Source organism: Acidovorax delafieldii 2AN (genome assembly GCF_000175235.1).
Taxonomy (GTDB): domain Bacteria; phylum Pseudomonadota; class Gammaproteobacteria; order Burkholderiales; family Burkholderiaceae_C; genus Acidovorax; species Acidovorax delafieldii_B.
In genome coordinates this window covers 38,117-62,879 of the sequence record NZ_ACQT01000004.1, presented here as the reverse complement: position 1 = coordinate 62,879, position 24,763 = coordinate 38,117, and the positions used below count along the sequence as shown (strand labels likewise).

Sequence of the window (24,763 nt, the reverse complement as noted above, 5' to 3'; positions counted from 1 at the left end):
CTGCCGCCATGCCTCGCTTCGACAAATATATTCACCTGACTGACACGCACCTCGTCAAGGAAGCCGGCGCGCTGTACGGGCTTGATCCCAAGCTGCGCCTGCAGCAGGCTGTGGAGCACATCAACTGCCACCATGCCGATGCCCGCGCCGTCGTCATCACCGGAGATCTGACCCACTACGGTCATGACAACGCCTACGAGCACCTGCGCGAGTGCCTCGCGGCGCTGTCCATGCCCGTCTATCCTATCCTCGGTAACCACGACAGCCGCGTGAATTTCGTGCGCCATTTCCCGCACATTCCGTGCGACGCTAACGGGTTCGTGCAGTATGTGGTCCAACTAGAGCGGTACACCGCAATCTTCCTGGACACCAATGAGCCGGGAGTGCACTGGGGCGTGTTCTGCGAGCAGCGCGCGCAGTGGCTGCGGGCCGCGCTGCAAGCCGCGGAAAAGCCCGTGCTGCTGTTCATGCACCATCCGTTCTTCCCAATCGGGATTACGAGTATGGACGACATCTCACTGCGCAACACGGGCCCGTTTGAGGCCGCCATCGCCAGCTTCGAGCCGCGTATAGCCCACTGCTTCTTCGGCCACATCCATCGACCAATCTTCGGCTCCGTCCGGGGTATACCCTACTCCACGCTACGCAGCACCAACCACGATGTCGCGCTAGTGCTGCAAGACCCATCGCTGAACATCGTGGGCAAGAACGAGAACCCGCAATATGGGGTTCTACTGCTAAGGGAAGGCCAGGTGCTGCTGCACCTAGAGGACTATCTTGACTCTAGTGAAGGCTACTTGCTAGGAGGTTGAGACTGCTCTCTGGAGTCAGCCCACTCCCGTGGACCAGCATTGTGGGCTAAGTTTGCGGCATCGGTAGGATGCTAGTTTTGGTTTGCAGATCGTCCAGATGAGTTCGCAAGTCCCGAACTCTACGAGTAGGGGTGCCAATCTGGGCGTAGGCCTCTAGCAGCAACGAAGCTGCGGCATCGCGCTGGGTCCAGAGACAGCATGTTGGCGGCACCGGTGCAACGCAATTGATGCCAACCAAAGCGCCAAGGATGCCCGGTCCTGAACTCGTCCGACGCCAAGCTAGGCGTGATCAGCCGCGGTAACCTCGAGCTCTCATCGTGGCTGCAATTTATCGGTCGTGCGTGCGCGCCGGAAGTCACTGCTTAAAGAGTTGGAGATCTTGATACTACAAAAGAGGTCAGTTGTCCGCCACTGACTGCGCAAAGAAGATACCTATGTTTACACATGCCCTAGTGCCCTAATGCATTGACACGGTGATGGTTCGCTACAGTGCAGGCTCACGTCATGAGCCACTAGATTTGAGGTGCTATCTTGTCGGACCTAGTGAAACAATAATACTTGAGGGCAACAAATGAGAATCTTGGCCTATCTTCCATTGCTATTGCTCGCACTATTCCAGAATGCACAAGCGGGCACAGTAAAAATCAACGTCGAGCCCAAGTTCTATTACGAAGCTGCGGCATGGCTCGGAGGTGGAGGCGGATGGCCCACCATAGTGGTTGAAAAGGCAGAATCAATGGGAGAGGCATTCAGTATCGCCTCTCAACTGTATCACGATACAAGCTGCCATGTAAGCGATCGCGATGGCCTCACATATTGCCGTGACGCTGGCGCCCCAGTCGCTGGAAGTTATTTCTATAACGGCAGGGTTTCTAACTACTACTCCGAGGGGATACCCGACTACGGCTCAGGCCGGGCAGCTGCAGTTTCAATCACCCTGCACTGGGAGTGTCCTACAGTGTTTAATGGTGATACTGTTTATTCCGTTACCGATATGGAACGGGCAAAAGTCGATCCGAACCATGAACAAATATCTTGCGTCATCTATGTACCTACTGACGATGCATGCGACGACTGCGATGGTATCGGAAACCCTGTTCTACCGGCTAGCGGCCACAAGGTTCAGTTGGAAGTTGACTATCCGACGACAAAATCAGGACTGACGTTCGAGCGAACCTATCGAAGCGGCAAGAAGAAGTTTTTCTCCATCTTGAATCAGGGCTGGTACGGTGCGATTTCAGACCAGGGCAGTCCATGCTATCCAGCTTATTGGGTTAAATCGAAAACCAAGCTAGATGAGTATTGCTATCCTGTCGCCAACAACGCCCATTCCTGGCAGCTAGAAAACGGCCGGGCTTTCATGTACACGGGCGAGCCCGCTGACCTGGCAGCCAAATCGGCCTACCAATACACTTGGATAGGCACAAGTGCCGCTGATGAGTATCGGGTACGATCGAGTGACAACTTCCTGTATACGTTGGATTCCCGCGGGCGCGTCACCAAAAAATCGTCTGCTGATGGACGCGTCCGGCTCACGTACATCTATACGGGAACAGGCAAACCGGCGAATTTTGATTCCCTTGGTCTCCTTGTCGAGGCGAAAGATGCTTTTGGGCGGAGTCTGAAGTTCACCTACGATTCAGAGGGACAATTAAAGTCAATGGTGGATCCTGCGCTGCAGGTATATTCCTATGATTATTCTGCTCCTTCGCGACTCAGTACCGTTATCTATCCTGATAGCACAGCAAAGGCCTATCACTATGAGGCAACTCCCCAAAATGGGTGCACCATTGTAAACGGTGAGAATCTGCTGACTGGAATTACCGACGAGGCTGGCAATCGGTTTGCTACGTATAAGTATCGCTGTGACGGTCGTGCTGCTAGCAGCGAGCACGCTGGTGGAGCTTATAAATACAATTTCAGCTATTACTCTGCATATCCAAACGAAACCATTGCTACCGACCCACTTGGGACCCAGTATCGATATAACTATAATCTGATCGGCGAAAGATACTGGCTCAGTTGGCTGACCATCGCCAGTTCGGTAGACAGATCGCCGGGACCAAGCAAATCGTTTACACGCGACGCCAAGGGGAACGTTCTCCAGAGAAACGATGAGGGGCGGCCTACTTGTTTTGAGTACGATCCAGCGCGCAGCTTACGCACTTCAATGACGGAAGGAGTGCCATCGAACATTTCGTGCGCCTCGCTGGCTTCCGGCCAATTGAGTCTTCCCGTAACTGCCCGCAAAACATCCTATCAATGGCACCCAGCGTGGAGTTTGCACACGCGCGTAGCACAGCCAAAGTTACTGACAACGTATGTCTATAACGGGCAGTCCGATCCCTTTGCAGGGGGCGCCAAACACCGCCGTTTTGCCCGATAGGTCACCGGCTGCCGTCTTATGCAAGAAAGTGGAGCAAGAGACTGCTGATGCTAACGGGAGCAATGGATTCTCTGCCCAGCTAGCCCCGGGAGCGCCGCAGCGTGTCTGGAGTTGGACGTACAACGAGGATGCCCAGGTCCTCACCGAGCAGGACCCTGCTGGTGGAGTGACTCAGTACGCGTACTACGCTGCCACCACCCAGACTGCCACACGGGGCGACCTTCGCAGCGTCACCGATTCCGCTGGGCGGGTTACAAGTTTCACGCGCTATGACCCACACGGGAACGTCCTGGAGCAAATCGCCCCCACGGGTTTAGTGACGTCGTATACGTACGACCAGCGACAGCGGCTAACGAGTATCAGTGGGGACGGTGCGACCTTTTTGATGACCTACCAACCTACCGGGCAGCTGAAAACCCTTACCCAGCCAGATGGGTACAAGATCACGTATGAATACGACACAGCCCAGCGCCTGATCGGGTGGGCAGATAACCGCGGCGGCACCGGCAGCTATGCGTTGAATGCCATGGGCAAAAGAACGCAAGAGCAGATATTGGACAGCGCCGGAAGCACGGCCTTCGCACTGTCTCGGACGATCGATAGCTTCAACCGTATTTCCACTGAAACGGTAGGAGGCAATCAGACTGTCGCCTATAGTTATAACGGCAGTAGCGATCTCGTGGGACGGACCAATGCATTGAGCCAGTCCACCTCCTACACGTTTGACAATCTGAGACGGCTTGCCACGGAGAAGGACCCTCTCGGCACTCAGGCGTCTTTGGTGTACGACGCGGGCGATGCCATCACCCGAGCTACTGACTTCAAGGGTGTAGCTACCTCCTACGAGCGCGATGCTCGGGGCAACGCAAAGGGCGAGACAAGTGCGGACGCGGGTGCACAAAGCGCCCAGTACGACACGCTAGGTCTGCCAAAGCAAGTGACCGACGCGCTGGGGCGCGCCACCACCATCACGCGTGATGCCTTGGGACGCCCGACGTTACTGCAATACGCAGACAACACTAGCACCACGCTGCGCTACGACCTGGCGGGTCTCACCTACAACGCACCCGGCGCACCACAAGCAAGCATCGGCTACCTGTCAGAAGTGCAAGACGCTGGTGTCACTACCCGCTACCAACGCGACCTCCTGGGGCGCATCACCCGCAAGACACAGTTGCTGGCGAATGACGAGGGCACCGGAAGCACCCGCAGCATTTCCTACACCTACATCCCCGCAGGCCAAGGCGGTGCGGGTCAGATTGCGAGCGTTACCTATGCCAGCGGAAGGCAATTGACCCATCAGTACGATGCCACGGGCCGCCTTACGGGAATGCAGTGGAACGGCCAGCCGTTGCTGGCGAATATCACCTGGAACGCGTTGGGCCAGCCCACCGGCTGGCAATGGAGCGGCTTCGCCAGCGGCCCGGGTAGCAGCACCGTGCTTGAAGAAATCCGCGAGTACACCAGCGCAGGCCAGCTAGCCGGCAGCGCCCTGCTGGACCTCACCTGGGACACGGCGGGGCGCATCCGCCAGATCAAGCAGCAGCACATGCTGCCCGGCACGGCGCAAGCCCAACAGGCAGTGATCACCAGCGCCTACAACTACGACGCCACAGGCCATTTGACGGCCAGCGCTCATAGCGGCCCGCCAGGCCTTGCCCTGCCCAGTGGCGACTCCCTGAGCGACACCATTGGCATGGACAGCATCGGCTATGCCTGGGATGCCAACGGCAACCGCAGCCAGACCTACTACAGCGCCACCACCTCGGCAGGCGCGGCTACCTTGCAGCGCGTATACCAGGGCACCAGTGGCGGCAACCAGCTGCGAAGCTACACCGAAACCCTGCAACTGCCCGGCAGCCTCGCGCAGACCACCAGCACCACTTACACCTACGACGCCACAGGGGCGCTGACGAAGAAGGGCGACAGCTACCTGCACTACGGTGTCGACGGGCGCATCGGCAAAGCCAGCGCCAGCGCAGACCCCGGCAACGTCCAGGCCGTCAGCTACCGCTACAACGCCCTGGGCCAGCGCGTGATCAAGAGTGACGCCAGGCTATCGACCACCAGCCCACTCACCCAGCAAACCGTCTATGACGAAGATGGCATCGGCAGCACCGTTCTGGGCCAGTACAGCAACCGACGCAGCGCCACCAGCACTGCACCGGCCGGAGAGACGGACACGACGGAGATCATCTATCTGCCCACGGCCAGCGGCCCCATGCCCATCGCCGCGCAGATCAACGGTCGGCTGTATGCCATCGATGCAGACCACCTGAACACCCCCAGGCGCATGACGAACCAGCAAGGCCAGGTGGTGTGGCAGTGGCTGATCACTGGCTTCGGAGAAGTGCAGCCCACCACGGCAGCCGCTGGCTACAAGCATGATGGGCAGGGGACGGCGTACGGCGAAGCAGTGGCGTTCGACCTGCGCTATCCGGGCCAGCAGTGGGATGCGGAGACCAAGCTGGCGTACAACCTGCATCGGTACTACGATGCGGCCACGGGGCGGTATATCCAGGCGGATCCCATTGGGCTCGGGGGTGGATGGAATCGGTTTGGGTATGTGGGCGGGAATCCGCTTTCGTTCGTGGACCCAGTGGGCTTGCAGTTTCTTGACCTGACGACGCTTGCAGGAGCAAGGCGCAATACAACGCTGGACGATGCCGTAAGAGCGGGGGCGTGGACAAGAGCGATCACACTACCCGCCGTGACTGCTGGGCTGACGCCATCTGCTATTGGATTGGTTGGATCAGCATCTGCGCCTTTGTTTTGTGCAGCACCTGAAACCATCACTGTTTCTCGCTGGGGTCGCGAAGGACTTGAAACGGGCGATTGGGTGATGAAGGGCGGTCAAAACTGGTGGACTTACGCCCGATCTTTCAAATGGCAGCCTGGCATGGGTAATCAATTTGCCCCATACGGAACGGGTGCTAGTTATCAAATTCCTGCAAGTGCAGCCAGATGGCCAACGGGTGTTGGCATTGATGGTGCTTGGAAAGGCCTATTTGGGCAAAGGATTTATTTGCCATGATGAATATTTTGTGCGTTTTTTTGCTTTTGATCGGGAGTTGGCTGATATTCCTAAATTGGCGCTGCTTTTATGTGGCGTTTATAAAAAAGCAGCCTTCGCCATCTTGGATACCCTTGCTTGGTGGGATTCTCGTGTTCCTTGGTTTTTATTTCTTCCCGGGTAATCCAATGAGTAGTTTGGCCTGGCTGGCATTTTTAATTGATTGGGGCAGTTTGCCGGGTATTGGGCACGCTATCGTTTACCACCAACTCCGCAGAAATTAACATCATTTAAAAAACAAAAAGCACCCGCACCCCCTGCCAGCCGCTAAAGCTGTGGGGTTCCGGGTGGCTTCTTTTATGGTGTCAGCGTTGCGTGTGCTACGAGCTGTGTTGAGCCAGCATGGCCTCGATCACATCAATCACCATGCGCTGGCGAGGCTTGGGAAGCGTGCTGATGCGCTCCAGTTGATTCTCCAATTTAGACGCTGGGCCGCGCTTGGAGCGCCGGGCCTGTGTGTCTTCTCCAAATAACTCCTCCAGCGACAAGGACAGGGTTCTGGCCACGGTTGGCAGCGCAGCGACTTGAATGCGCCTGCGGCCTACCTCATAGGCCTGCACGGTCTGCTGCGACACCCCCAACACCTCAGCCAGCTGCACCTGCGTGATGCCGCATGCTTGACGCTGCGCGGCGATGCGCTCGCCCAACGTCACCAAGAAATCGCGCTCTTCGCTGCTGATGGCCATGACTGCGTGTGCCTGCGGGAAAGTGGAGACAGTAGCGGGCACAGGGTCCGCCTTTGCGATGAGTGGTGTTTAATACTACTTTACGTAGTATTCTGATGTCGAGTTAACAAAATCCGGATCGTCTTCCGGGTAAGACCTCAGGCTGCTTCCAGGAATCCATCGCACAGGACTTGCTGCCATACCCCGCATCCCAAACACTGACATCCAGCGGCTAAAAGAAGAAATTGCAGTGCAACGCCTGGTTGAGGGCGCAGGCGTCGAGCTCAAGAAGACGGGCAAGGACTTGGCAGGGCGCTGCCCCTTTCACGCGGATGAAACCGCGAGCCTCATCGTCACGCCCGCCAAGAACCTGTGGCACTGCTTTGGCTGCGGCATCGGCGGTGGGCCCATTGACTGGGTGATGAAGCTCAAGGGCATCTCGTTCCGTCACGCGGTGGAGCTCCTGCGCGAAGATTCTTCTTTAGCTGCTGAAGGCTTTGGAGATTCAGGGGCCATCAAGCGCAGCACCGTGCGCGGCCTGCCCGCACCCGTGCACATGGATGCGGATGGCTGCAGCCTTCTGCGCCTGCGAGAACTTCGGTTCACGGCCTGCGTAGCCAGCGGACAAGTTGAGCTTGAGCAGGTACGCGTTGTACCAACCCTTCAAAGAATTCTCCGTTGGATCACCCAGCTGCCGGATGGTGGGCCTGACGCGCTTGCCCAGCTTGATGTAGAGCTCGACGGCTCGGATTCGATCTTGGTAGCAATACATGAACTACCTCCTGGTAGTCCAGGTTTTCGTCCGCACCTCCTCGACAACACGGAGAGATCGGTGTCGTTCCAGGCCAAAGTAGCATCGAATACCTCCTAGCTCTTTAGGTGCGCAGCGCCAGTACCTGAGACTAGTAACGGTTGCGAGTGCGGCGTCACCATGCAGAAAGGATCCATCCCATGAAGACATTTCTCATCGAGTTCGATGATGACGAAACCATGCCTGACCGCCTGCGAGCCAGAGCTGCCGAGTGGGGAATTAGTCCGGAAGATCTCATCCATCGAGCAATCGATGCGCTCATGGTGGATTACGGACTTCCAGCGCTTCCCAAAGACTTTCATGCAAAGAGCCTACGGGAATTGTTTGAGGTTGGCGGAGTTCTAAAGTCCAAGACATAGTTGAATGGCGGCCCTGCACCCCGAATCTCCACAAAACCGAGTTCTTGCGATCCGGGAGGCCACCAGTAAGCATCGCCTTCACGGAGGCTGGATCAGGCCTAACAGCAAATGCGCTACAGACAACATAGCATTCACTCCGAGCAGGGCTCCGGGGCCTCGACCACGCGCAGACTGCCCCGGGGCCTGAAACTCAATCACGAAGCGGCGCCATCCGGGCCGGACTGGCCCTGACAGGCGTGGTTGCCCTAAGGCTCGGGCATTCGCCCCCTCCTTGAACTCGGGCCCAGCAGCCGGTCTGTAATGAGCGGCCGCTAACGACGCTTCAGTTGTCCATTGAGCACGGCATGGGCCACCAATCCGATTACAAGCCCCCAGAACGCGCCACCGATGCCCAGCAATGTGATGTTGGCCGCCGAAGCCAGGAAGGTGATCAGAGACGCTTCTCGCGTCTTCAAGTCGGCCAAGGCGGTGGCCAGGCTGCCGCCAATGGTGCCCAGCAGCGCCAAGCCCGCTAGCGTCGTAATAAAAGTCGCCGGAAGGGCCATGAAGACGGCGGCCAGTGTCACGCCGAACACACCGACGAGGATGTAGCTCACACCTGCTGCGACGCCCGCAATCCAGCGCTTGGACGGATCTTCGTGCGCTTCCCGGCCCGTTGCGATGGCTGCCGTGATGGCTGCAACGTTGAAGGCGTGTGAGCCGAACGGTGCCATTAGCAGGGAGCCAAGCCCGGTCAGCGCCACGATGGGATTGGCGCTGGTCTTGAACCCGTCGTTACGCAGCACCAGCATGCCCGGCATGTACTGGCCAGTGAGAGTGATGAGGAACAGCGGCAGTGCGACGCTCAGCAAAGCATTGAGCGAGAACGCCGGCATGGTGAGAACCGGCGCGGCGAGCTTCAACGCCAATCCCGACAGGTCCACCCGATCCTGCATGTGCAGAAAGAGCAGCCCCAGCATCAGAATGCCTACGACGGCATAGCGCGCGCTGAACCGCTTGAGCACCACATAAGTCACGATCAGCAAACCTGCCAGTAACGGATCGACGCTCATGCCGCCGAAAGCCTTGATCCCGAACTGGAGCAGGATGCCCCCGAGCAAGCCGGCGGCCACGCCAGGCGGAATCAGCCGGATCAAGCGCTCGAACCAGCCTGACAGCCCCAGAGCCACAAAGGCCGCGGCAGATATCAGATAGGCGCCCACCGCTTCGGCATAGGGCGTAGTCGCCAGCGCCGTCACCAGGAACGCTGCAGCCGGCGTGGACCACGCGGTAATGATTGGCTCGCGCGTCAGCCAGCTCAGGATGACTCCCGTGGCTCCCACGCCAATCGAAATCGACCACACCCACGATGCTGTCAACTCCGGGCTGAGGCCGGCCACCTTGGCCGCCTGGAATACCAAAATGAAAGTTCCGCCATAGTTGACGATGACCGAAATGAGACCCGCGACGATGGGGTGGGTGAGATCGAGCAAGCGGGAAGGTGGGGACGACGAGGCGGATGGCATGGTTTGTATCGGGCTCTTGTAAGTGATCTATTGGACTGAACCTGGTAAGGATTTATAGACCTTGAATGGCATACTGAGCCCTACCATTTTTCTGATGCGATACCGGCCAATTGTTCAAGCATGCACAACTCGAATCGGTAAAAGCCTGGGTCCTTGATCCGGCAAATAGGGCGTTGCCCTTGCACGCGCGCATCCAACGCGCGATCCGGCAACTGATACTCGACGGTGCACTCGATGCCGCCACGCCGCTGCCTGCTTCCCGTGCCCTGGCGAAGTCGCTGGAGGTGTCACGCGACACGGTGGAGTCGGCATACAGCCAGTTGCATGCAGAGGGTTTTATCGAGCGACGCGTGGGTAGCGGCAGCTTCGTCTCGGAGCGGGCTCTGCGTTTACCGGGACGTGGCACGGCGTGGCGCCTTGGACCACTGCGTGTACCTCTGCGGCTGAGCCAGCGCGGTGCGGCCATGTACCGCGCTGGCGGGGTACGAGACTTTCTGACTCCTCGCCCGTTCGCTCCTGGCCTGCCGGAAACACGCACGTTCCCGCTGCCCACCTGGGAGCGGCTTGAGCGGCAGGTGTTGAAGGACTGGGGCACCACAGCACTGCTGCACAGCCCCCCGCAAGGGATGGAGCCGCTACGGCGCGCGATTGCCAATTACGTCAACCTGGAACGCGGCGCGCATGCCACCCCCGAGCGTGTGCTGGTGGTCACCAGTTCCCAGCAAGCCCTGACTCTGTGCGCTACCGTGCTGCTTGACGTCGGCGACCGCATCTTTGTTGAAGACCCCGTTTATCACGGCGCACGCAAGGCGTTCGACGCCGCAGGCCTGGAATGCGTCCCCATCCCGCTGGATGCCGAGGGAATGCAGGTGGGGCATCTGCGCCAGGTGCGGCAACCGGGCAAGGCGGTGTTTCTTACGCCTTCGCACCAGTTTCCGACCGGAGCCACCTTGGCGCTGGACCGGCGGCTGGACATCATCGATTGGGCCCAGCAGCACCAAGCCTGGATCATCGAGGATGACTACGACAGCGAGTTCCATTACGAGGGCAAACCCACGGCCTGTGTGCAGGGGCTGGACCCGCATCAGAGAACGATCTACATCGGCACGTTCACCAAGTCGATGTTTCCGGGCTTACGTACTGCCTTCATGGTGCTGCCACCTGAGCTTGTGGCGCCGATGACGGCCGCACGCACCTTGCTGGACGGACACAGCGCTCCAATTGCGCAACTGACCCTGGCACGCTTCATGGAGGGCGGGCATTTCGGGGCGCATGTGCGAACCATGCGTGCCGTCTATCGCGAGCGGCGCGATGTCCTGGAGCAACTCGTGCGCAAGCACTTGGCAGACTTCGTGGAGCCAGAAGTGCCGGACGGCGGCATGCAAATGCCCTGTCGGTTCATTCGCGACATTCCCGAACTGGAAGCCGTGGGCGCAGCGCAGCGTGCCGGAATCGATTTGCTCGGGCTTACACCATTGCATGCATCGGGCGCATTCCGGCCTGGGTTCCTCATGGGCTTTGCCGCGTATGCGCCGACGGAGCTGGAAGTTGCGGTGAAGAATCTCGCAGTGGTGCTGCGTGTGTTAGACCGCTGAATCCGACGCGCCCTTGCGGTTAGGCCGGTCTGACGGCCTTGGTCGGTATCTCGTCCTTGAGATCGATGCCTAAGTACTCACCCGAGGGCGATAAATCGCACGCCATATCCATACCAAGGGAGAAAAGTAGTCCCGAACTGACCGTCTCGCAACCTAACGAATGTTCATGTTGCCATGCGTACCTTCGCGTACGTCGCTGCGCAACAAGATATCGACAGGCATGGATGCTCAACCTCTGGTACCAATCAACAGCAGATCGGTCAACCATAATCCGGCCAAGAAGGCGGTCATGCGAAGCGCCGAGCAGCGCCTCTCAAACACCGCTAGCTGTAAAAATGCACGGTCACTGTTTATTGCGGAGAACGCGTCAGGCGCACCGGTTTAGCAATGGAGTCCATCGATTTTTGAATCAAATGGCAAGCCGGTACCCTACCCCCGACTCAGTCAGTAAATGACGAGGCTGTGCAGGGTCTGCCTCTAGCTTTTGCCTTAGATGGCCCATGTAGATTCGCAGGTAGTGACTTTGTTCAGACCGCATCGGTCCCCACACCTCGCGGAGTAGCTGCTTCTGGGTGATAACCCTTCCCGAATTGGCAACCAGCACTGACAACATGCGGTACTCGGTCGGCGTCAGATGGACTTCAACCCCTCCTCTGCGCACCAAGCGGGCGCTGCGGTCAATTTCAACATCGCCAAACAGAAAAACCGGATCACCCCCTTCAACGGTGATGCCATTTCCTCTTGCAGCACGTGGACGCCGCAGATTGGCGCGCACCCTCGCCATAAGCTCTCCAGTACCAAAGGGCTTGGTGAGATAGTCATCAGCTCCAGCATCAAGTGCCCTGACCTTGTCGGCCTCATCGGTACGCGCGGACAGGACGATGATCGGCACGGCGGACCAGCCCCGCACGTCGCAAATCAGGTCAACTCCATCGCCGTCAGGCAACCCCAAGTCCAACACCAGCAGATCGGGCTGGCGGGTACCCGCTGCAGACAGTCCTTCGCGCATTGTCGCGGCTTCATGAACCTGCCATCCTTCTGCCTCCAGCGCGCTGCGAACGAAGCGCCGGATCTGCGGCTCATCTTCAACCACCAACACGGTACGCATTTGCATCGCATCAAGGGACGGCAACGTCCCGCTCCATATCTTCCAAATCGGGATCATGGGGAGGCTCTCGCCGCGGGAGCGTGATGGTGAACTCCGCCCCGCCCCCAGTTGCGCAGGCAGCAGAAATCGTTCCGCCGTGCGCGTGCACCACCGACTTGCAGATCGCCAACCCCAGGCCCACCCCCGGTGTCGCCGATTCAGCCTGTCCCCGGGTGAATTTCTCGAACAGCATGTGCTCCTTGCCACGCAAAGACGGTGGCAGGCCAGGCCCATGGTCCGTTACGGTCAGCACCAGGCTCTCCTCTGTTGCAAAAGCCTTGATGACAACGGGTGGTGCACCGTACTTGGCGGCATTCTCAAGCAAATTCACCAGCACGCGCTCCATGAGGACGGGGTCGAACTCCACCAGTGGCAAATGGGCGGGGATTTCCGTGCGAACAGTCAACTCCTTCAGCGCGGGCTTGGCGGCCCGTATCGAGGCACCCACGACTTCCTCGACAGACTGCCAGTCGCGTCGTAAGTGGACACTTTGGCCCGAGACATCACTTTCCAGCCTAGCCATGTCCAGCAGGTTGCTGACCAGCGCATTGAGCTGGTGCGCCTGATGCACGATGGCTTGTGCCACGGCATCGTGCTCCTCCATCGGCAATCCCTTGAGCGATTCGGCCAGCGTGAGCAGAGCCGTCAGCGGTGTTCTCACGTCATGGGAAACAGCGCCCAGCAAGGCATTGCGCAACCGCTCGGACTCCATGTCCACCAACGCCTTTTGAGCGATGTGGACATAGTGCACACGTTCGAGCGCAATGGCAATCTGCCGGGCCAAGGTGTCGAGCTGCTGAGCCTGTTCTGGAATCAAAAGCCACCTTGGGTGCGCAGGCTCCAGAGCCAGCACACCCCGCACTCTCATGGGCGCCTTGAGGGGGACATAGCGCCATGCCTGCGCCGCCAGAGTATTTGTTGCCAACCCCGCACCTTGTCCTTGCCGCAAAGTCCAATCTGCCACACTCTTGTCAAATTCCTGAGGCAGATCATCGGGGTAGTGAAGGCGGTCCGACGCGTCCAATGCAACCACCACCGCTCTGCCACCGAAATGCCCCTGCACTGCCGCCGCGCCAATCTCGATCACTTGGCTCGTCTCCAAGGCCGCCGACAGCTTGCGCGCAAGCTCGAACAACGATTGCGCCCGGCGCTCTCGGCTGTTGGACACTCCGGCCGCGAACCTGAGGCCGGCGGTGAGCTGCCCAACTAGAAGTCCCACCCCCAGCATCACAGCAAAAGTGACCACGTACTGCACGTCGCTGACCGCGAAAGACAGCCGCGGTGATACGAAGAAGAAATCAAAGGCCAGCACATTGAGCAGAGCTGCCATCGCCGCAGACAAACGCCCGAATCGCATGGCGACCCCCACAACGCCGACCAGGTACAACATTACGATATTGGTCAACTCCAGGACTTCGTGCAACAGTGTCGCTATCAACGTGACCGCAATGCTCGCACCGAGCGCCCAGAGGAAGCCCTGCCAGCGCGGGTGCGCGGTCTCGTCGGTTTCCCTGGCCTCAACGCCTACTTTTTGGCTCCAGAGTGCCTGCGGCAACCGCCTCGAACTACCTACGCGCGCCGTTTCCACAATATCAAGCGAGGGGGCGAGACCCGCGATTTCCCGGCCCACCTCCTTTGTCGATGGCCACTTTTGCCACCAGCGCCGCTCCGCAGGACGCCCCAGGACCAGGGTAGCGCAATTGAGATGAAGCGCCTGTGCAGCCAAGGCCGGTGCAACGTGGTCGCCCGTCAGCACCGCCGTCGCGGCGCCCAGCTCTTGCGCCAGTTGCAGCACGGCCAGAATCCTGTCGCGCCGCGTCGCATCCAGCCTCTGCAGTCGCGGCGTCTCCACGTATGCGGCATGCCATTTCACGTTGAGCTGCCCTGCCAGGCGAGCGGCCGTGCGCACGGTCTGCGCGGCATCTTCGTTCGGCCCGACACATGCCAGTATGCTGCCCGAGGTGTTCCAGGCGACAGACACGCGCTCGCCAGAAATGCCTGACTGTTCGATCCGCCATCCCAGCACGTCGTCCTCCACATGCTCAGCGGTGCGGCGCAGTGCGATTTCGCGCAAGGCAATCAGGTTCCCTTTGCGGAAAAAGCTCTGAGCCGCACGCGCAGCCTGCTGAGGGACATAAACCTTCCCCGCACTCAGACGGGATATCAGTTCATCGGGGGTGGCGTCGACAAGCACTACTTCGTCCGCGTCGTCCAGAACGATATCGGGCACCGTCTCATGGACCCTGATCCCCGTGATCGCACCCACGGTCCCATTGAGGCTCTCCAGATGCTGGACATTGAGCGCAGTCCACACATCGATGCCCGCGGCGAGCAACTCCTGAACATCCTGCCAGCGTTTGGCATGGCGGGATCCTTGCACGTTGGAGTGGGCAAGCTCATCCACCAGGAGAATGGCTGGCTTGCGTGCGAGGGCTGCGTCCAGGTCAAATTCAAGAAGGAGCCGGCCACGGTACTCCACCTCCTTGAGGGGCAATGCATCCAATCCCACGAGCAAGGCCGCTGTCTCGGCTCTGCCATGGGTTTCCACTACCCCGATCAGAATGTCACGGCCAGCGCTACGCTCCCGCTGCGCCGCACTGAGCATGGCCCAGGTCTTGCCCACCCCGGCATTGGCACCGAAGTAGATGCGCAACTTGCCGCACGCGGTCTGCGCCTCCTGCGCACGCAGTTGCGCGATCAACGCATCGGGGCTTGGGCGCTGCATGTCAGCCATGCCGCATTTGCTCCCAAGCGGGCCACATGGCCAAGGCTGGCGAAAGGCGGGATGCAGGGTTACCGAGCATCATCCAAGGCAAGATTCAGCGCCAGTACGTTCACTCTGGGTTCGCCCAGCAGGCCCAGGAGCGGCTTTTCGGCGAGCTTGTCGACGAGGGCATTCACGCTCGCCGCGGAGACATTGCGAGCCCGCGCCACGCGGGCGGCTTGGTACTGTGCCGCCGCGACACTGATATGCGGATCCAACCCACTGGCAGACGCCGTCACCAAGTCCACGGGCACTGGCGCCAAATTCCCAGGGTCAGCTGCGCGCAACGCCTCCACCCGAGCCTTGACCGCATCGTTCAACACCGGATTGAGGGGCCCCAGGTTGGAGCCGCCCGACGCCGCCGCGTTGTAAGGCATGGGCGCCGTGGCCGACGGACGTCCCCAGAAATACGCGGGGCCCGTGAAATTCTGGCCGATCAACGAAGAACCAACGGCTTGGCCAGTGCGCTGCACAAGGCTCCCCGCAGCCTCGTGGGGGAAAATGGCCTGCGCCGCTCCGGTAACGGCCAAGGGGTAAAGCAAGCCCGTCAACGCGCTGAGGGCCACAAACACGACGAGTGCCGGGCGAAGAATGTTTTTCATAGAAGACTCCTCAAATCAGCCCTACGGCCATCAGTATCCAATCAATCAGCTTGATGCCAGCAAATGGCACGATCAAACCTCCTAGGCCATAGATTGCGAGGTTGCGGCGCAGCAGGGCCGCAGCGCCCACAGGGCGATACTGCACCCCTCGCAATGCCAAGGGGATCAGGAAGACGATCACCAGCGCATTGAAGATCACAGCCGACAAGATGGCAGACGATGGGCTCGCCAGCTGCATGACATTGAGTGCGGAAAGCTGTGGATAGGTCGACACGAATATGGCCGGAATGATGGCGAAATACTTCGCCACATCGTTTGCGATCGAGAACGTCGTGAGAGAGCCGCGCGTCATCAAGAGCGCCTTGCCAGTCTCCACCACCTCCAGGAGTTTTGTCGGGTTGGAGTCCAAGTCGACCATGTTGCCAGCTTCCTTTGCGGCTTGCGTTCCGCTCCCCATCGCCACCGCGACATCGGCCTGTGCCAATGCCGGCGCATCGTTGGTGCCGTCACCGGTCATGGCCACCAATCGGCCTTCCGACTGATACTTTCGGATCAGCGCCAGTTTGTCCTCCGGCGTCGCCTCCGCCAGAAAGTCGTCGACCCCGGCCTCCGCAGCGATGAAGGCTGCCGTGAGTTTGTTGTCACCCGTGATCATGACGGTGCGGATGCCCATGCGGCGCAGTTCGGCGAAGCGCTCCTTGATGCCGACCTTTACGACATCCTTGAGTTCTACAACACCGAGCACCTGACGCCCTTCGGTCACCACCAGGGGGGTGCTTCCCCGATATGCCACCCCATCGGCGGTAGCCACCACGTCGTGTGGCATGGCGCCCCCCAGCGCTTCCACATGCCGCGCGATGGCTTGCACGGCCCCCTTGCGCAACGTGATTGCAGGTTGCCCGGACGCCCCAACGGCGGGGAGGTCCACACCGCTCATCCGCGTCTGCGCAGTGAAAGGCACAAGCAGCACGTTCTGCGGATTCTCGTCGGTGGTACCCGAACGGCGGGCAAGCTCGACAATGCTGCGCCCTTCAGGTGTCTCGTCCGCAAGCGATGCCAGCAAGGCTGCGCGCGCCAGACGGCTAGGCGAAACCCCTGCAGCGGGCAGGAACGCACTGGCTTGGCGATTCCCGTGGGTAATGGTCCCGGTCTTGTCCAGCAGGAGCACATCGACGTCTCCTGCGGCCTCCACGGCCCGCCCCGAGGTCGCAATCACGTTGGCCTGCATCATCCGGCTCATGCCAGCCACACCGACGGCCGACAACAGTCCGCCGATGGTGGTGGGGATGAGACACACCAGCAGGGCAACCAAAGCGGTCAGAGAGACGACAGTCCCATTCGCTGAAGCCTGCACGCTGAAGATCGAGAAAGGAAGCAGGGTGACGGTGACGACCAGGAACACAATCGTCAATGCCACCAACAAGATCGTCAACGCGACCTCATTGGGTGTCTTTTGCCTCTTGGCAGCCTCCACCATTCCAATCATCCGATCCAGGAAAGACTCACCCGGATTCACGGACACGCGCACCACGAGCCAATCGGAAAGCACGCGGGTGCCGCCCGTCACAGCGGAGAAATCTCCACCGGACTCGCGAACCACCGGCGCAGATTCGCCGGTGATGGCACTTTCATCGACGGAGGCTACACCTTCGATCACTTCACCATCCAACGGAATTACATCGCCGACCTCTACCAGCACCACGTCGCCGCGGCGCAAGTTGGTGGCCTGCTCCGGCAAGAACGCTGAACCATGGACCGGCTCTTTGAGTTTCTTGGCCCAGGTTTCTTTGCGCAATCCACGCAAAGAGGCGGCTTGGGCCTTGCTGCGGCCTTCGGCCAACGCTTCAGCAAAGTTGGCGAACAGCACCGTAAACCAAAGCCAAACGGTAATGGCCAGCACAAAACTCGGGCGCATGCTCGCATCCGCCGGCGCGTTGAGGGCATGCAGCCACAGCAGCGTGGTGAAGATGCTGCCGATGTACACGATGAACATCACCGGGTTGCGCCACTGAACCAGCGGGCTGAGCTTGGCCAGCGCCCCCCAAAGCGCCGTCTTGATCAAGACAGGATCCAGCAGAGAAGTAGCGGTATTCTTTCTAGTCATTGGAAGACCTCACTTGGCCCAGAGCATCAGGTGCTCGACCATCGGACCCAAAGCCAGGGCAGGCACGTAGTTAAGAAGCCCTACCAGAAGCACGGTCCCCACGAGGAGAACAACAAACAGCGGCCCATGAGTGGGCATGGTGCCTGCCGTGACCGGCAAGCGCTTTTTCGCGGCCAGCGAGCCAGCGATGGCCAGGACGGGCACGATCACTCCAAAGCGACCAAACCACATCGCCAGTCCCAGCAGTACGTTGTAGAACGGCGTATTGGCCGACAGCCCCGCAAACGCGCTGCCGTTGTTATTGGCGGCGGAGGTCAATGCGTAGAGGACTTCTGAGAACCCATGGGCTCCAGGGTTGGCAACGCCAACCTTTCCTGCACCCGCACTCACGGCAATCGCGGTACCCATGAGCACCAGGATCGGCGTGACCAGGATGGCGACCGATGTGAGCTTCATTTCGCGCACCTCGATCTTCTTGCCCAAGTACTCAGGCGTCCGGCCGATCATGAGACCCGCCATGAACACGGCGAGGATGGCGAATACCAACATGCCATAGAGACCAGTGCCCACGCCGCCAAAAACGACCTCTCCCAGTTGCATGAGAACCAGAGGCACCATGCCTCCCAGAGGCGTGAACGAGTCATGCATCGCGTTCACGGCGCCACATGAGGCTGCGGTGGTCACGGCCGCAAAAATCGCTGACGCAGTGATTCCGAATCGCACTTCCTTGCCCTCCATGTTCCCGCCCGATTGCAGGGTGCTGACGGACTGATCCACCCCCAGCGCACTCCATTGCGGATTGCCGGCCTGTTCCGCCGCAACAAGGGCCACGACGGCCACGACGAACATCACCGTCATTGCAGCCAGGATCGCGACACCTTGGCGCTGGTCGCCTACAACACGGCCAAATGCGAAGCACAAGGCCGTGGGGATTAGAAAGATCGCCAGCATTTGCACGAAGCTCGTCAAGGCCGTTGGATTCTCGTAAGGGTGGGCAGAGTTGGCGTTGAAGAACCCGCCGCCGTTCGTCCCGAGCATCTTGATCGCTTCCTGCGAGGCCACCGGCCCCATGGCCAGCGTCTGGATTTTGCTCGTCTTGCCCTCCATGACAGGTTTTCCGTCAGCACCTGCCACGGGTTGGCCCGAATCATCGAGCTTGGGCACTTCATAGACCGTCTGCTCCAGGGTGGCGACTTCCTTGTAGGCGTCAAAATTCTGGATAACGCCCTGCCCGATCAGAACGAGTGCAATCACAAAGGAGGCCGGAACAAGTACCCAAGCCGTGATTCGTGTGACGTCGGTCCAGAAGTTGCCGACATATCCCTGTCCATCGGTGCGTCGGGCTGCGAAACCGCGGGCCAACGCGAACGCCACGGCGATACCGGTAGCAGCTGACAAGAAGTTTTGAACGGAAAGGCCGAGCATCTGCGTGAGATAGCTCATCGTGGACTCACCCGCGTAGCCCTGCCAGTTAGTATTGGTAACGAAACTGATAGCCGTGTTGAATGACGAGTCGCCGGACACCGCGCCCATTCCCTGCGGATTGAGCGGCAATAGGTGCTGCAGGCGCTGCAGGCCATACACCGCCAATGCACCGAGGGCATTAAACGCCAGCAGTGCCAGCGCATAGTTGTGCCAGTGCATCGACTGATCAGGCGCCACCCCGGCCATCTTGTAGAGCGGTCTTTCGACCACATGCATCCACCGAGGCAATCGACCGTCGCATAGGGCGGCCAACCATTTGCCCAACGGCCATGCCAGAACGCTAAGCCCAATTAGAAAGAGCCCGAGCAAGCTCCAGGCAGAGATCTCCATGTTAGAGCCCCTCTGCGCAGATCAACGCAAACACGAGATAAGCCAGCAAAACGCCGGCCAACAGTGCGCCAAAGCCGTATAGAGCTTCGAGGCCGATCATGCGCGCTCACCCTTGGCCGGGCCGAACTTTTGCAGAAGAACCACGGCCTCGGCCATGGCCAACCACAGAGCCGTCAATGCGGCTATCCAGATCATGTCCATCGACAACTCCTGAATCAAAACGTGTGTTGATTCTCAAGATGCCGCTGTAAAAAGTGTGCACAGATTTGGTAGGCCGCCGTAAAAATGGCGTAAACAGTAAGAGCACCTCTAGCGGAAGTCCTGCGGGGACGGCTGAGTACGTGATACGACCTGCTCCGTGCTGCGGTGGCGGCCCTCCTTCATCGTTCACTGCCTCACAATCGCGGGGGACAGTCGGCCAGCACTAGAGAACTTGCTGAGGCTCATGGCTGGCATCGGGCACCCTTACCGAATATGGTGACGCGGCTACTTACAGGCACAGGAGCATCACTCCTCCAAATTGAGATGCTGGGTGTGCTTGCATTCACGCGCCGCACCCAGCGAGTGCAAAAAGGCCCGAATTAGGGCGTCCCCCATCCCTACTATGGGTCGATAACCCCCTATAGATCGCCATATCCCGCAAAAATGCGGCCGTACTGGAAGACAGGCGTAGGCCAACATTAGCTGGCATGCGTCTTGCTTTCCGCCATAGTACGGTAGTTACCCCGATAGTGTTTAGCCTTTTTTTAACTACATTGGCCTTACCACTTGGCCACCTGGCTACCTAACACCACGAATTTCTCATGAGTACCTTCCAACCTGTCAGTGTCGCTCGCCTCTATCGGATGATCGCCAACCAGATCAAAGACAAGATCCGTGGCGGTAGCTATCGCCCCGGCGAGCGCCTTCCATCGGAACGCGAGTTAGCGGAGATGCTGCAAGTCAGTCGCCCCTCGGTGCGTGAGGCACTGATCGCGCTTGAAATTGAGGGTTGGGTGGACGTGCGAGTAGGTAGCGGCGTTTACGTAACCGGCCCAGAGTCTCACCTCAGCCTCAGTGAAACACCCAACCCGGGAGCCCTGCTACCGCTGGACGTGGGTGCAGCGGACTTGTTGCAGGCACGCCTGCTCGTGGAGCCTCACTGTGCCGAGCTGGCGGCACGCCACGCCACCGACGCGCAGCTTAGAGCCATGGAAGAAGCCACCATGGCCCTACCAGGCTCTGAGCAACCCTTCAAACACAACGACCGTCTGCACCTGCTGATCGCGGAAGCCTGCGGCAACGTTGCGCTGGCGTCTACCGTCCAGCACCTATGGGCCTTGAGTGAGAACAGTGCCATCTTCGCCAAGCTTAACCAGCACTTCGTTTACGGCGAAGTCTGGGAAGTGGCGCACAACGAACACCTACCTCTTTTGCGAGCGCTGAAGAGGCGGCACCCAACAGCAGCAAAGCGCGCCATGCGCGACCACCTGCTGGGCATCTGCAGCCGCCTCGGACTCGATGCGAGCGAGGACAGGGAAATCTGACTCCACGCTCCAACACTTTCCGATTCCCTTCTTGACCCACAGCCTGTCTTCAATCTTCTGGAGAACCCGATGAAACTAACCATTGCCCGTTCGACCTTCCGCAAGGCGGGTGCCGTACTAGCGGTCGCCGCGGGCCTGTTCGGCCCAGTCGCCGCACTGGCACAAACGCAGGGCGGCACGCTCACTGCCATCGTCCAGCCCGAGCCACCGACCCTGATGTTAGGTCTTAACCAGCAAGCCCCAACGCAGTACGTGGCCGGCAAGATCTACCAAAGCTTGCTAACCTATGACGCTGCACTCCAGCCTCTGCCGTCGCTGGCTAAGTCGTGGAAGACGTCAAGTGACGGCCTGACCTACACCTTCGAACTGCAGCGTGGCGTCAAATGGCACGACGGCAAGCCATTCACCGCCGCAGACGTGGTTTTCAGCGTCGACAAGTTCCTGCGCGAAACCCACCCACGCGGTCGTCTAGTAATCAACAAGTACATAGAGTCGGTCACTGCGATCAACGAGCACACAGTGGAGTTCAAGCTCAAGGAGGCCTTCTCGCCATTCATGAGCTTGTTCGTGGTCGACAACATGCCCATGGTGCCAAAACACATCTATGACGGCACCGACTACCGCACCAACCCCGCCAACCAGACCCCCATCGGCACTGGCCCTTTCAAGTTCAAGGAGTGGAAAAAAGGCTCGCACATCGTGCTGACCCGCAACACTGACTACTGGAAGAAGGGCCAACCCTACCTGGACGAGATCGTGTTCCGTGTAATCCCCGATGCGGCCTCAAGGGCGGTAGCCTTCGAAAAGGGCGACGTGCAACTTCTTCGTGGTGGCGACGTAGACAACGTGGACGTGAAGCGCTTACGCGCCCTGCCAAACGTGGAGATGACAACCAAGGGATGGGAAATGTACGCGCCACTGGCCTTCATGAGCATGAACCAGCGCAAACCTCCGTTCGACAACGTCAAGGTGCGGCAGGCAGTGATGCACGCCATCAACCGCAAATTCATCGTCGACAACATCTTCTTCGGCATGGGAAAGGTCGCCACCAGCCCGATCGCCTCGACCACGCTGTACCACGATAAGAACGTACCGCAGTACGCCTACGACCTGAAAAAGGCACGCGCGCTGATCCAGGAGTCGGGAGTCAACGTCGGCGCCACCCCGGTCAAGTTGCTGTCCTTTCCCTACGGCTCCGCCTGGGAACGCCTGGCCGAGTACACCAAACAAAGTCTGGAGCAGATCGGTTTCAAGGTGCAAATCGACCCGGCTGATGCGGGCGGCTGGGCCAAGCGTTCCGGAGAGTTTGATTTCGATCTCACCTTTAACTTCACCTATCAATACGGCGACCCGGCTCTGGGCGTAGCGCGCCACTTCCTGTCGACCAATGCGATCAAGGGTTCACCATTCGTCAACAACCAGGGCTACAAAAACCTGAAGGTCGACGAACTGTTCGCCACCGCCGCTGCCGCTCGCACACCCGAGCTACGCCAGAAGCTGTATTCGGAGGTGCAAACCATCCTGATGAGCGAAGTGGCCAATGGCGTGTTGTTCGAAATCGAATACGCCACCTTTTACCCCAAAAACGTCAAGAACCTGGTGAAAACCGGTATCGGCCTGAATGAGACCTTTGACGACGTCTACTTCGACAAGAAGTAAGCCCTGACCGACCCGACTCGCGCGGGTCACCTCCTGAACGCAGCTCTTGGCCGCGCACTCCGTGCGCGGTCCGGGTGGAGCTGCGCCTTGCAAACAGAGGCGCCGTAACGTGAAACTGATTTCCTTTCTCATTGCCAGACTGGGCAAGGCCTTCTTCGTCATCTTGGGCGTCGTGGTCTTCAACTTTCTGCTCATCCGTCTAGCCCCGGGCGATCCCGCTGCCATCATGGCCGGAGAGGCCGCATCGTCCGACCCTGCTTACCTGGCGCAACTGCGTCAACAGTTCGGATTCGACCAGCCGCTGTGGACGCAACTGTGGCTCTATATCAAGGGCATCCTGCAACTGGATCTGGGATTTTCCTACCGCAACAACCTGCCGGTGCTCGAACTTATCGCCGAGCGCTTGCCAGCAACGTTGCTATTGATGACGCTGGCCTTTGGGTTCTCTCTGCTTGTGGGTGGTCTCTTGGGCGTTTTCGCTGCCCGCAGCCGCTACACCAACCGCAACACCTGGTTGGACAGCCTGATCATGTCCGTCTCGCTGTTCTTCTATGCCACGCCATTGTTCTGGCTGTCGCTGCTGATGGTCATTCTGTTCTCCGTCACGCTGGGCTGGCTGCCGGCCTTCGGTATGGAGAGCGTTGGCGCGGGCCTCACCGGTTGGGACCGCGTGGCCGACATCAGTGCCCACCTAGTGCTGCCTGTGGTCTCGCTGGGCTGCTTCTTCATGGCCGTGTACGCCCGCCTGGCACGCGCCTCCATGCTGGAAGTGATGGGCATGGACTTCATAAAAACAGCCCGAGCCAAGGGTGTGCCCGCCAGCCAGGTCATCCGCCGTCATGTGATGCGTAACGCCATGCTGCCGGTGGTCACCTTCGCAGGCATCCAGCTGGGCCAGATGGCCGGCGGTGCCGTGTTGGCCGAGACCGTCTTCGGCTGGCCCGGCATCGGTCGCCTCATGTTCGACGCCCTGATGCAGCGCGACTACCAGTTGCTATTGGGCGTTTTCCTGGTGACGTCCACCATGGTCGTGCTGTTCAACCTGATCACCGATCTGGTCTACCGCCTGGTCGATCCCCGCATCGAATTGGGAGCCTGAAATGAAGAAATTCATGCACCGCTTTGCCGCCAACAAAGGCGCGCTTATGGGCCTGGCCATCCTGTGCCTGGTGATCCTCACCGCCGTGTTGTGCTCAGTCTGGTATGAGGAGTCCCCCTGGTCCATGGTGGCCGAGCCCCTGCTCAAACCGCTGACCAACGCCGACTACCCGCTGGGTACCGACATGCTGGGCCGCGACCTGGGCGCCGGCCTGGCCTACGGAGCCCGCGTGTCACTGCTGGTGGGCGTGGTCTCCACACTGGCGGCGGTGATCTTCGGCATCCTCATCGGCGCACTGGCCGGCTTCTATGGCGGGCGCATCGACGACCTGCTGATGCGCTTTACCGAGTTCTTCCAGACCATCCCGCAACTCGCCATGGCCGTGGTGCTCGTGGCCATCTTCACGCCCTCCATCTTCTCCATCGTGGGCGCCATCGCGATCGTCTCTTGGCCGCCGGTGGCGCGGCTGGTGCGCAGTGAGTTCCTCTCACTCAAGCAGCGAGAGTTCGTGCAGGCCGCGATCGTCATAGGCCAGAAGCCGGCTCGCATCATCTTCACGCAAATCCTGCCCAACGCCATGTCACCCATCATCGTGACGGCCTCTCTGATGATCGCCACCGCCATCCTCACCGAGTCTTCGCTGTCCTTCCTTGGTCTGGGAGATCGCAACCTCATGAGCTGGGGATTCATGATCGGCGCCTCGCGCACCATGCTGCGTGAGGCGCCGCTGATGAGCGTTCTGCCCGGCATCGCCATCCTGCTCACCGTGTTGGCCATCAATCTTATCGGTGAAGGCCTGAACGACGCTATGAACCCCCAATTGCGCAAGCGGGGGGAATGA

17 protein-coding genes and 2 pseudogenes are annotated in these 24,763 nt (G+C 59.6%); 11 read left to right on the top strand and 8 right to left on the bottom strand.

Features of this window, described 5'->3' with window-relative positions; all coding sequences use genetic code 11:
* Positions 1–8 precede the first annotated feature (8 nt).
* The 4 genes from ACDELDRAFT_RS01735 (at position 9) to ACDELDRAFT_RS24895 (ending at position 6,395) form a co-directional block, all read left to right on the top strand.
* Positions 9–812: a phosphodiesterase gene (locus tag ACDELDRAFT_RS01735; protein WP_005793020.1), complete on the top strand. Its 804-nt coding sequence runs from the start codon at positions 9–11 to the stop codon at positions 810–812.
* Between the two features lie 571 nt (positions 813–1,383).
* Positions 1,384–3,198, top strand: a complete 1,815-nt coding sequence (locus ACDELDRAFT_RS23845) for an RHS repeat protein (protein ID WP_005793019.1) — start codon at positions 1,384–1,386, stop codon at positions 3,196–3,198.
* Positions 3,199–3,364: 166 nt separating this feature from the next.
* Positions 3,365–6,232, top strand: coding sequence for an RHS repeat domain-containing protein (locus ACDELDRAFT_RS01730; RefSeq protein WP_198403196.1), 2,868 nt, complete (start codon positions 3,365–3,367; stop codon positions 6,230–6,232).
* A complete protein-coding gene (locus ACDELDRAFT_RS24895) occupies positions 6,207–6,395 on the top strand; it encodes a hypothetical protein (RefSeq protein ID WP_198403195.1) in 189 nt (62 codons plus the stop codon). Before ACDELDRAFT_RS01730 ends, ACDELDRAFT_RS24895 begins: the two co-directional genes overlap by 26 nt.
* 196 nt (positions 6,396–6,591) lie before the next feature.
* Here the strand turns inward: ACDELDRAFT_RS24895 and ACDELDRAFT_RS01725 are convergent, their stop codons facing one another.
* Positions 6,592–6,957 carry a helix-turn-helix transcriptional regulator gene (locus ACDELDRAFT_RS01725; protein WP_005793016.1) on the bottom strand — a complete coding sequence of 122 codons (366 nt, stop codon included), beginning with the start codon at positions 6,955–6,957 and terminating at the stop codon, positions 6,592–6,594.
* A 142-nt stretch (positions 6,958–7,099) separates the two neighbouring features.
* Here ACDELDRAFT_RS01725 and ACDELDRAFT_RS25520 point away from each other — a divergent pair.
* Positions 7,100–7,408, top strand: a pseudogene (locus ACDELDRAFT_RS25520) (CHC2 zinc finger domain-containing protein); the annotation flags it as partial.
* A gap of 93 nt (positions 7,409–7,501) precedes the next feature.
* Here ACDELDRAFT_RS25520 and ACDELDRAFT_RS26175 read toward each other — a convergent pair.
* Positions 7,502–7,708: pseudogene (locus tag ACDELDRAFT_RS26175) on the bottom strand (IS3 family transposase); the annotation flags it as partial.
* A gap of 179 nt (positions 7,709–7,887) precedes the next feature.
* Here ACDELDRAFT_RS26175 and ACDELDRAFT_RS01715 point away from each other — a divergent pair.
* Positions 7,888–8,106: a hypothetical protein gene (locus tag ACDELDRAFT_RS01715; protein WP_005793013.1), complete on the top strand. Its 219-nt coding sequence runs from the start codon at positions 7,888–7,890 to the stop codon at positions 8,104–8,106.
* A 311-nt stretch (positions 8,107–8,417) separates the two neighbouring features.
* Here the strand turns inward: ACDELDRAFT_RS01715 and ACDELDRAFT_RS01710 are convergent, their stop codons facing one another.
* On the bottom strand, positions 8,418–9,611 hold the full coding sequence (locus ACDELDRAFT_RS01710) for a benzoate/H(+) symporter BenE family transporter (RefSeq protein ID WP_005793011.1): 1,194 nt from the start codon (positions 9,609–9,611) through the stop codon (positions 8,418–8,420).
* A gap of 110 nt (positions 9,612–9,721) precedes the next feature.
* Here ACDELDRAFT_RS01710 and pdxR point away from each other — a divergent pair, with 110 nt between their 5' ends.
* Positions 9,722–11,206 (top strand): MocR-like pyridoxine biosynthesis transcription factor PdxR, encoded by a 1,485-nt coding sequence (gene pdxR, locus ACDELDRAFT_RS01705; RefSeq protein ID WP_040327721.1) that lies wholly within the window; start codon positions 9,722–9,724, stop codon positions 11,204–11,206.
* Between the two features lie 409 nt (positions 11,207–11,615).
* Here pdxR and kdpE read toward each other — a convergent pair whose 3' ends face one another.
* From kdpE to kdpA, 5 genes are read right to left on the bottom strand one after another with little or no spacing between them, the layout of a single operon-like run.
* Entirely contained in the window at positions 11,616–12,320 is a 705-nt protein-coding gene (gene kdpE, locus ACDELDRAFT_RS01700) for a two-component system response regulator KdpE (protein WP_040327747.1), read from the bottom strand.
* Positions 12,321–12,324: 4 nt separating this feature from the next.
* On the bottom strand, positions 12,325–15,087 hold the full coding sequence (locus ACDELDRAFT_RS01695) for a DUF4118 domain-containing protein (protein WP_005793007.1): 2,763 nt from the start codon (positions 15,085–15,087) through the stop codon (positions 12,325–12,327).
* Positions 15,088–15,146: 59 nt separating this feature from the next.
* On the bottom strand, positions 15,147–15,719 hold the full coding sequence (gene kdpC, locus ACDELDRAFT_RS01690) for a potassium-transporting ATPase subunit KdpC (protein WP_005793006.1): 573 nt from the start codon (positions 15,717–15,719) through the stop codon (positions 15,147–15,149).
* Positions 15,720–15,729: 10 nt separating this feature from the next.
* On the bottom strand, positions 15,730–17,823 hold the full coding sequence (kdpB, locus tag ACDELDRAFT_RS01685) for a potassium-transporting ATPase subunit KdpB (protein ID WP_005793005.1): 2,094 nt from the start codon (positions 17,821–17,823) through the stop codon (positions 15,730–15,732).
* Positions 17,824–17,832: 9 nt separating this feature from the next.
* Positions 17,833–19,638: a potassium-transporting ATPase subunit KdpA gene (kdpA, locus tag ACDELDRAFT_RS01680; protein WP_005793003.1), complete on the bottom strand. Its 1,806-nt coding sequence runs from the start codon at positions 19,636–19,638 to the stop codon at positions 17,833–17,835.
* An 803-nt stretch (positions 19,639–20,441) separates the two neighbouring features.
* On the opposite strand from kdpA, the gene ACDELDRAFT_RS01670 reads away from it, so the two are divergent.
* The 4 genes from ACDELDRAFT_RS01670 to ACDELDRAFT_RS01655 all read left to right on the top strand — a co-directional run bounded on the left by ACDELDRAFT_RS01670 (position 20,442) and on the right by ACDELDRAFT_RS01655 (position 24,763).
* Positions 20,442–21,164 carry a FadR/GntR family transcriptional regulator gene (locus ACDELDRAFT_RS01670; RefSeq protein ID WP_040327718.1) on the top strand — a complete coding sequence of 241 codons (723 nt, stop codon included), beginning with the start codon at positions 20,442–20,444 and terminating at the stop codon, positions 21,162–21,164.
* 69 nt (positions 21,165–21,233) lie between these two features.
* Positions 21,234–22,823, top strand: a complete 1,590-nt coding sequence (locus ACDELDRAFT_RS01665) for an ABC transporter substrate-binding protein (protein ID WP_005792999.1) — start codon at positions 21,234–21,236, stop codon at positions 22,821–22,823.
* A gap of 109 nt (positions 22,824–22,932) precedes the next feature.
* Positions 22,933–23,922: an ABC transporter permease gene (locus tag ACDELDRAFT_RS01660; protein ID WP_005792998.1), complete on the top strand. Its 990-nt coding sequence runs from the start codon at positions 22,933–22,935 to the stop codon at positions 23,920–23,922.
* Position 23,923: 1 nt separating this feature from the next.
* Positions 23,924–24,763: an ABC transporter permease gene (locus ACDELDRAFT_RS01655; RefSeq protein ID WP_005792997.1), complete on the top strand. Its 840-nt coding sequence runs from the start codon at positions 23,924–23,926 to the stop codon at positions 24,761–24,763.

What these genes read in the sequence shown, in the direction of transcription:
- kdpC (WP_005793006.1), bottom strand. Translation starts at nt 15,719, where the DNA reads ATGAAAAACATTCTTCGCCCGGCACTCGTCGTGTTTGTGGCCCTCAGC.
- ACDELDRAFT_RS01725 (WP_005793016.1), bottom strand. Translation starts at nt 6,957, where the DNA reads ATGGCCATCAGCAGCGAAGAGCGCGATTTCTTGGTGACGTTGGGCGAG.
- kdpB (WP_005793005.1), bottom strand. Translation starts at nt 17,823, where the DNA reads ATGACTAGAAAGAATACCGCTACTTCTCTGCTGGATCCTGTCTTGATC.
- ACDELDRAFT_RS01710 (WP_005793011.1), bottom strand. Translation starts at nt 9,611, where the DNA reads ATGCCATCCGCCTCGTCGTCCCCACCTTCCCGCTTGCTCGATCTCACC.
- ACDELDRAFT_RS23845 (WP_005793019.1), top strand. Translation starts at nt 1,384, where the DNA reads ATGAGAATCTTGGCCTATCTTCCATTGCTATTGCTCGCACTATTCCAG.
- ACDELDRAFT_RS01670 (WP_040327718.1), top strand. Translation starts at nt 20,442, where the DNA reads ATGAGTACCTTCCAACCTGTCAGTGTCGCTCGCCTCTATCGGATGATC.
- kdpA (WP_005793003.1), bottom strand. Translation starts at nt 19,638, where the DNA reads ATGGAGATCTCTGCCTGGAGCTTGCTCGGGCTCTTTCTAATTGGGCTT.
- ACDELDRAFT_RS01735 (WP_005793020.1), top strand. Translation starts at nt 9, where the DNA reads ATGCCTCGCTTCGACAAATATATTCACCTGACTGACACGCACCTCGTC.
- ACDELDRAFT_RS01665 (WP_005792999.1), top strand. Translation starts at nt 21,234, where the DNA reads ATGAAACTAACCATTGCCCGTTCGACCTTCCGCAAGGCGGGTGCCGTA.
- ACDELDRAFT_RS01715 (WP_005793013.1), top strand. Translation starts at nt 7,888, where the DNA reads ATGAAGACATTTCTCATCGAGTTCGATGATGACGAAACCATGCCTGAC.
- kdpE (WP_040327747.1), bottom strand. Translation starts at nt 12,320, where the DNA reads ATGCAAATGCGTACCGTGTTGGTGGTTGAAGATGAGCCGCAGATCCGG.
- ACDELDRAFT_RS01655 (WP_005792997.1), top strand. Translation starts at nt 23,924, where the DNA reads ATGAAGAAATTCATGCACCGCTTTGCCGCCAACAAAGGCGCGCTTATG.
- ACDELDRAFT_RS01695 (WP_005793007.1), bottom strand. Translation starts at nt 15,087, where the DNA reads ATGGCTGACATGCAGCGCCCAAGCCCCGATGCGTTGATCGCGCAACTG.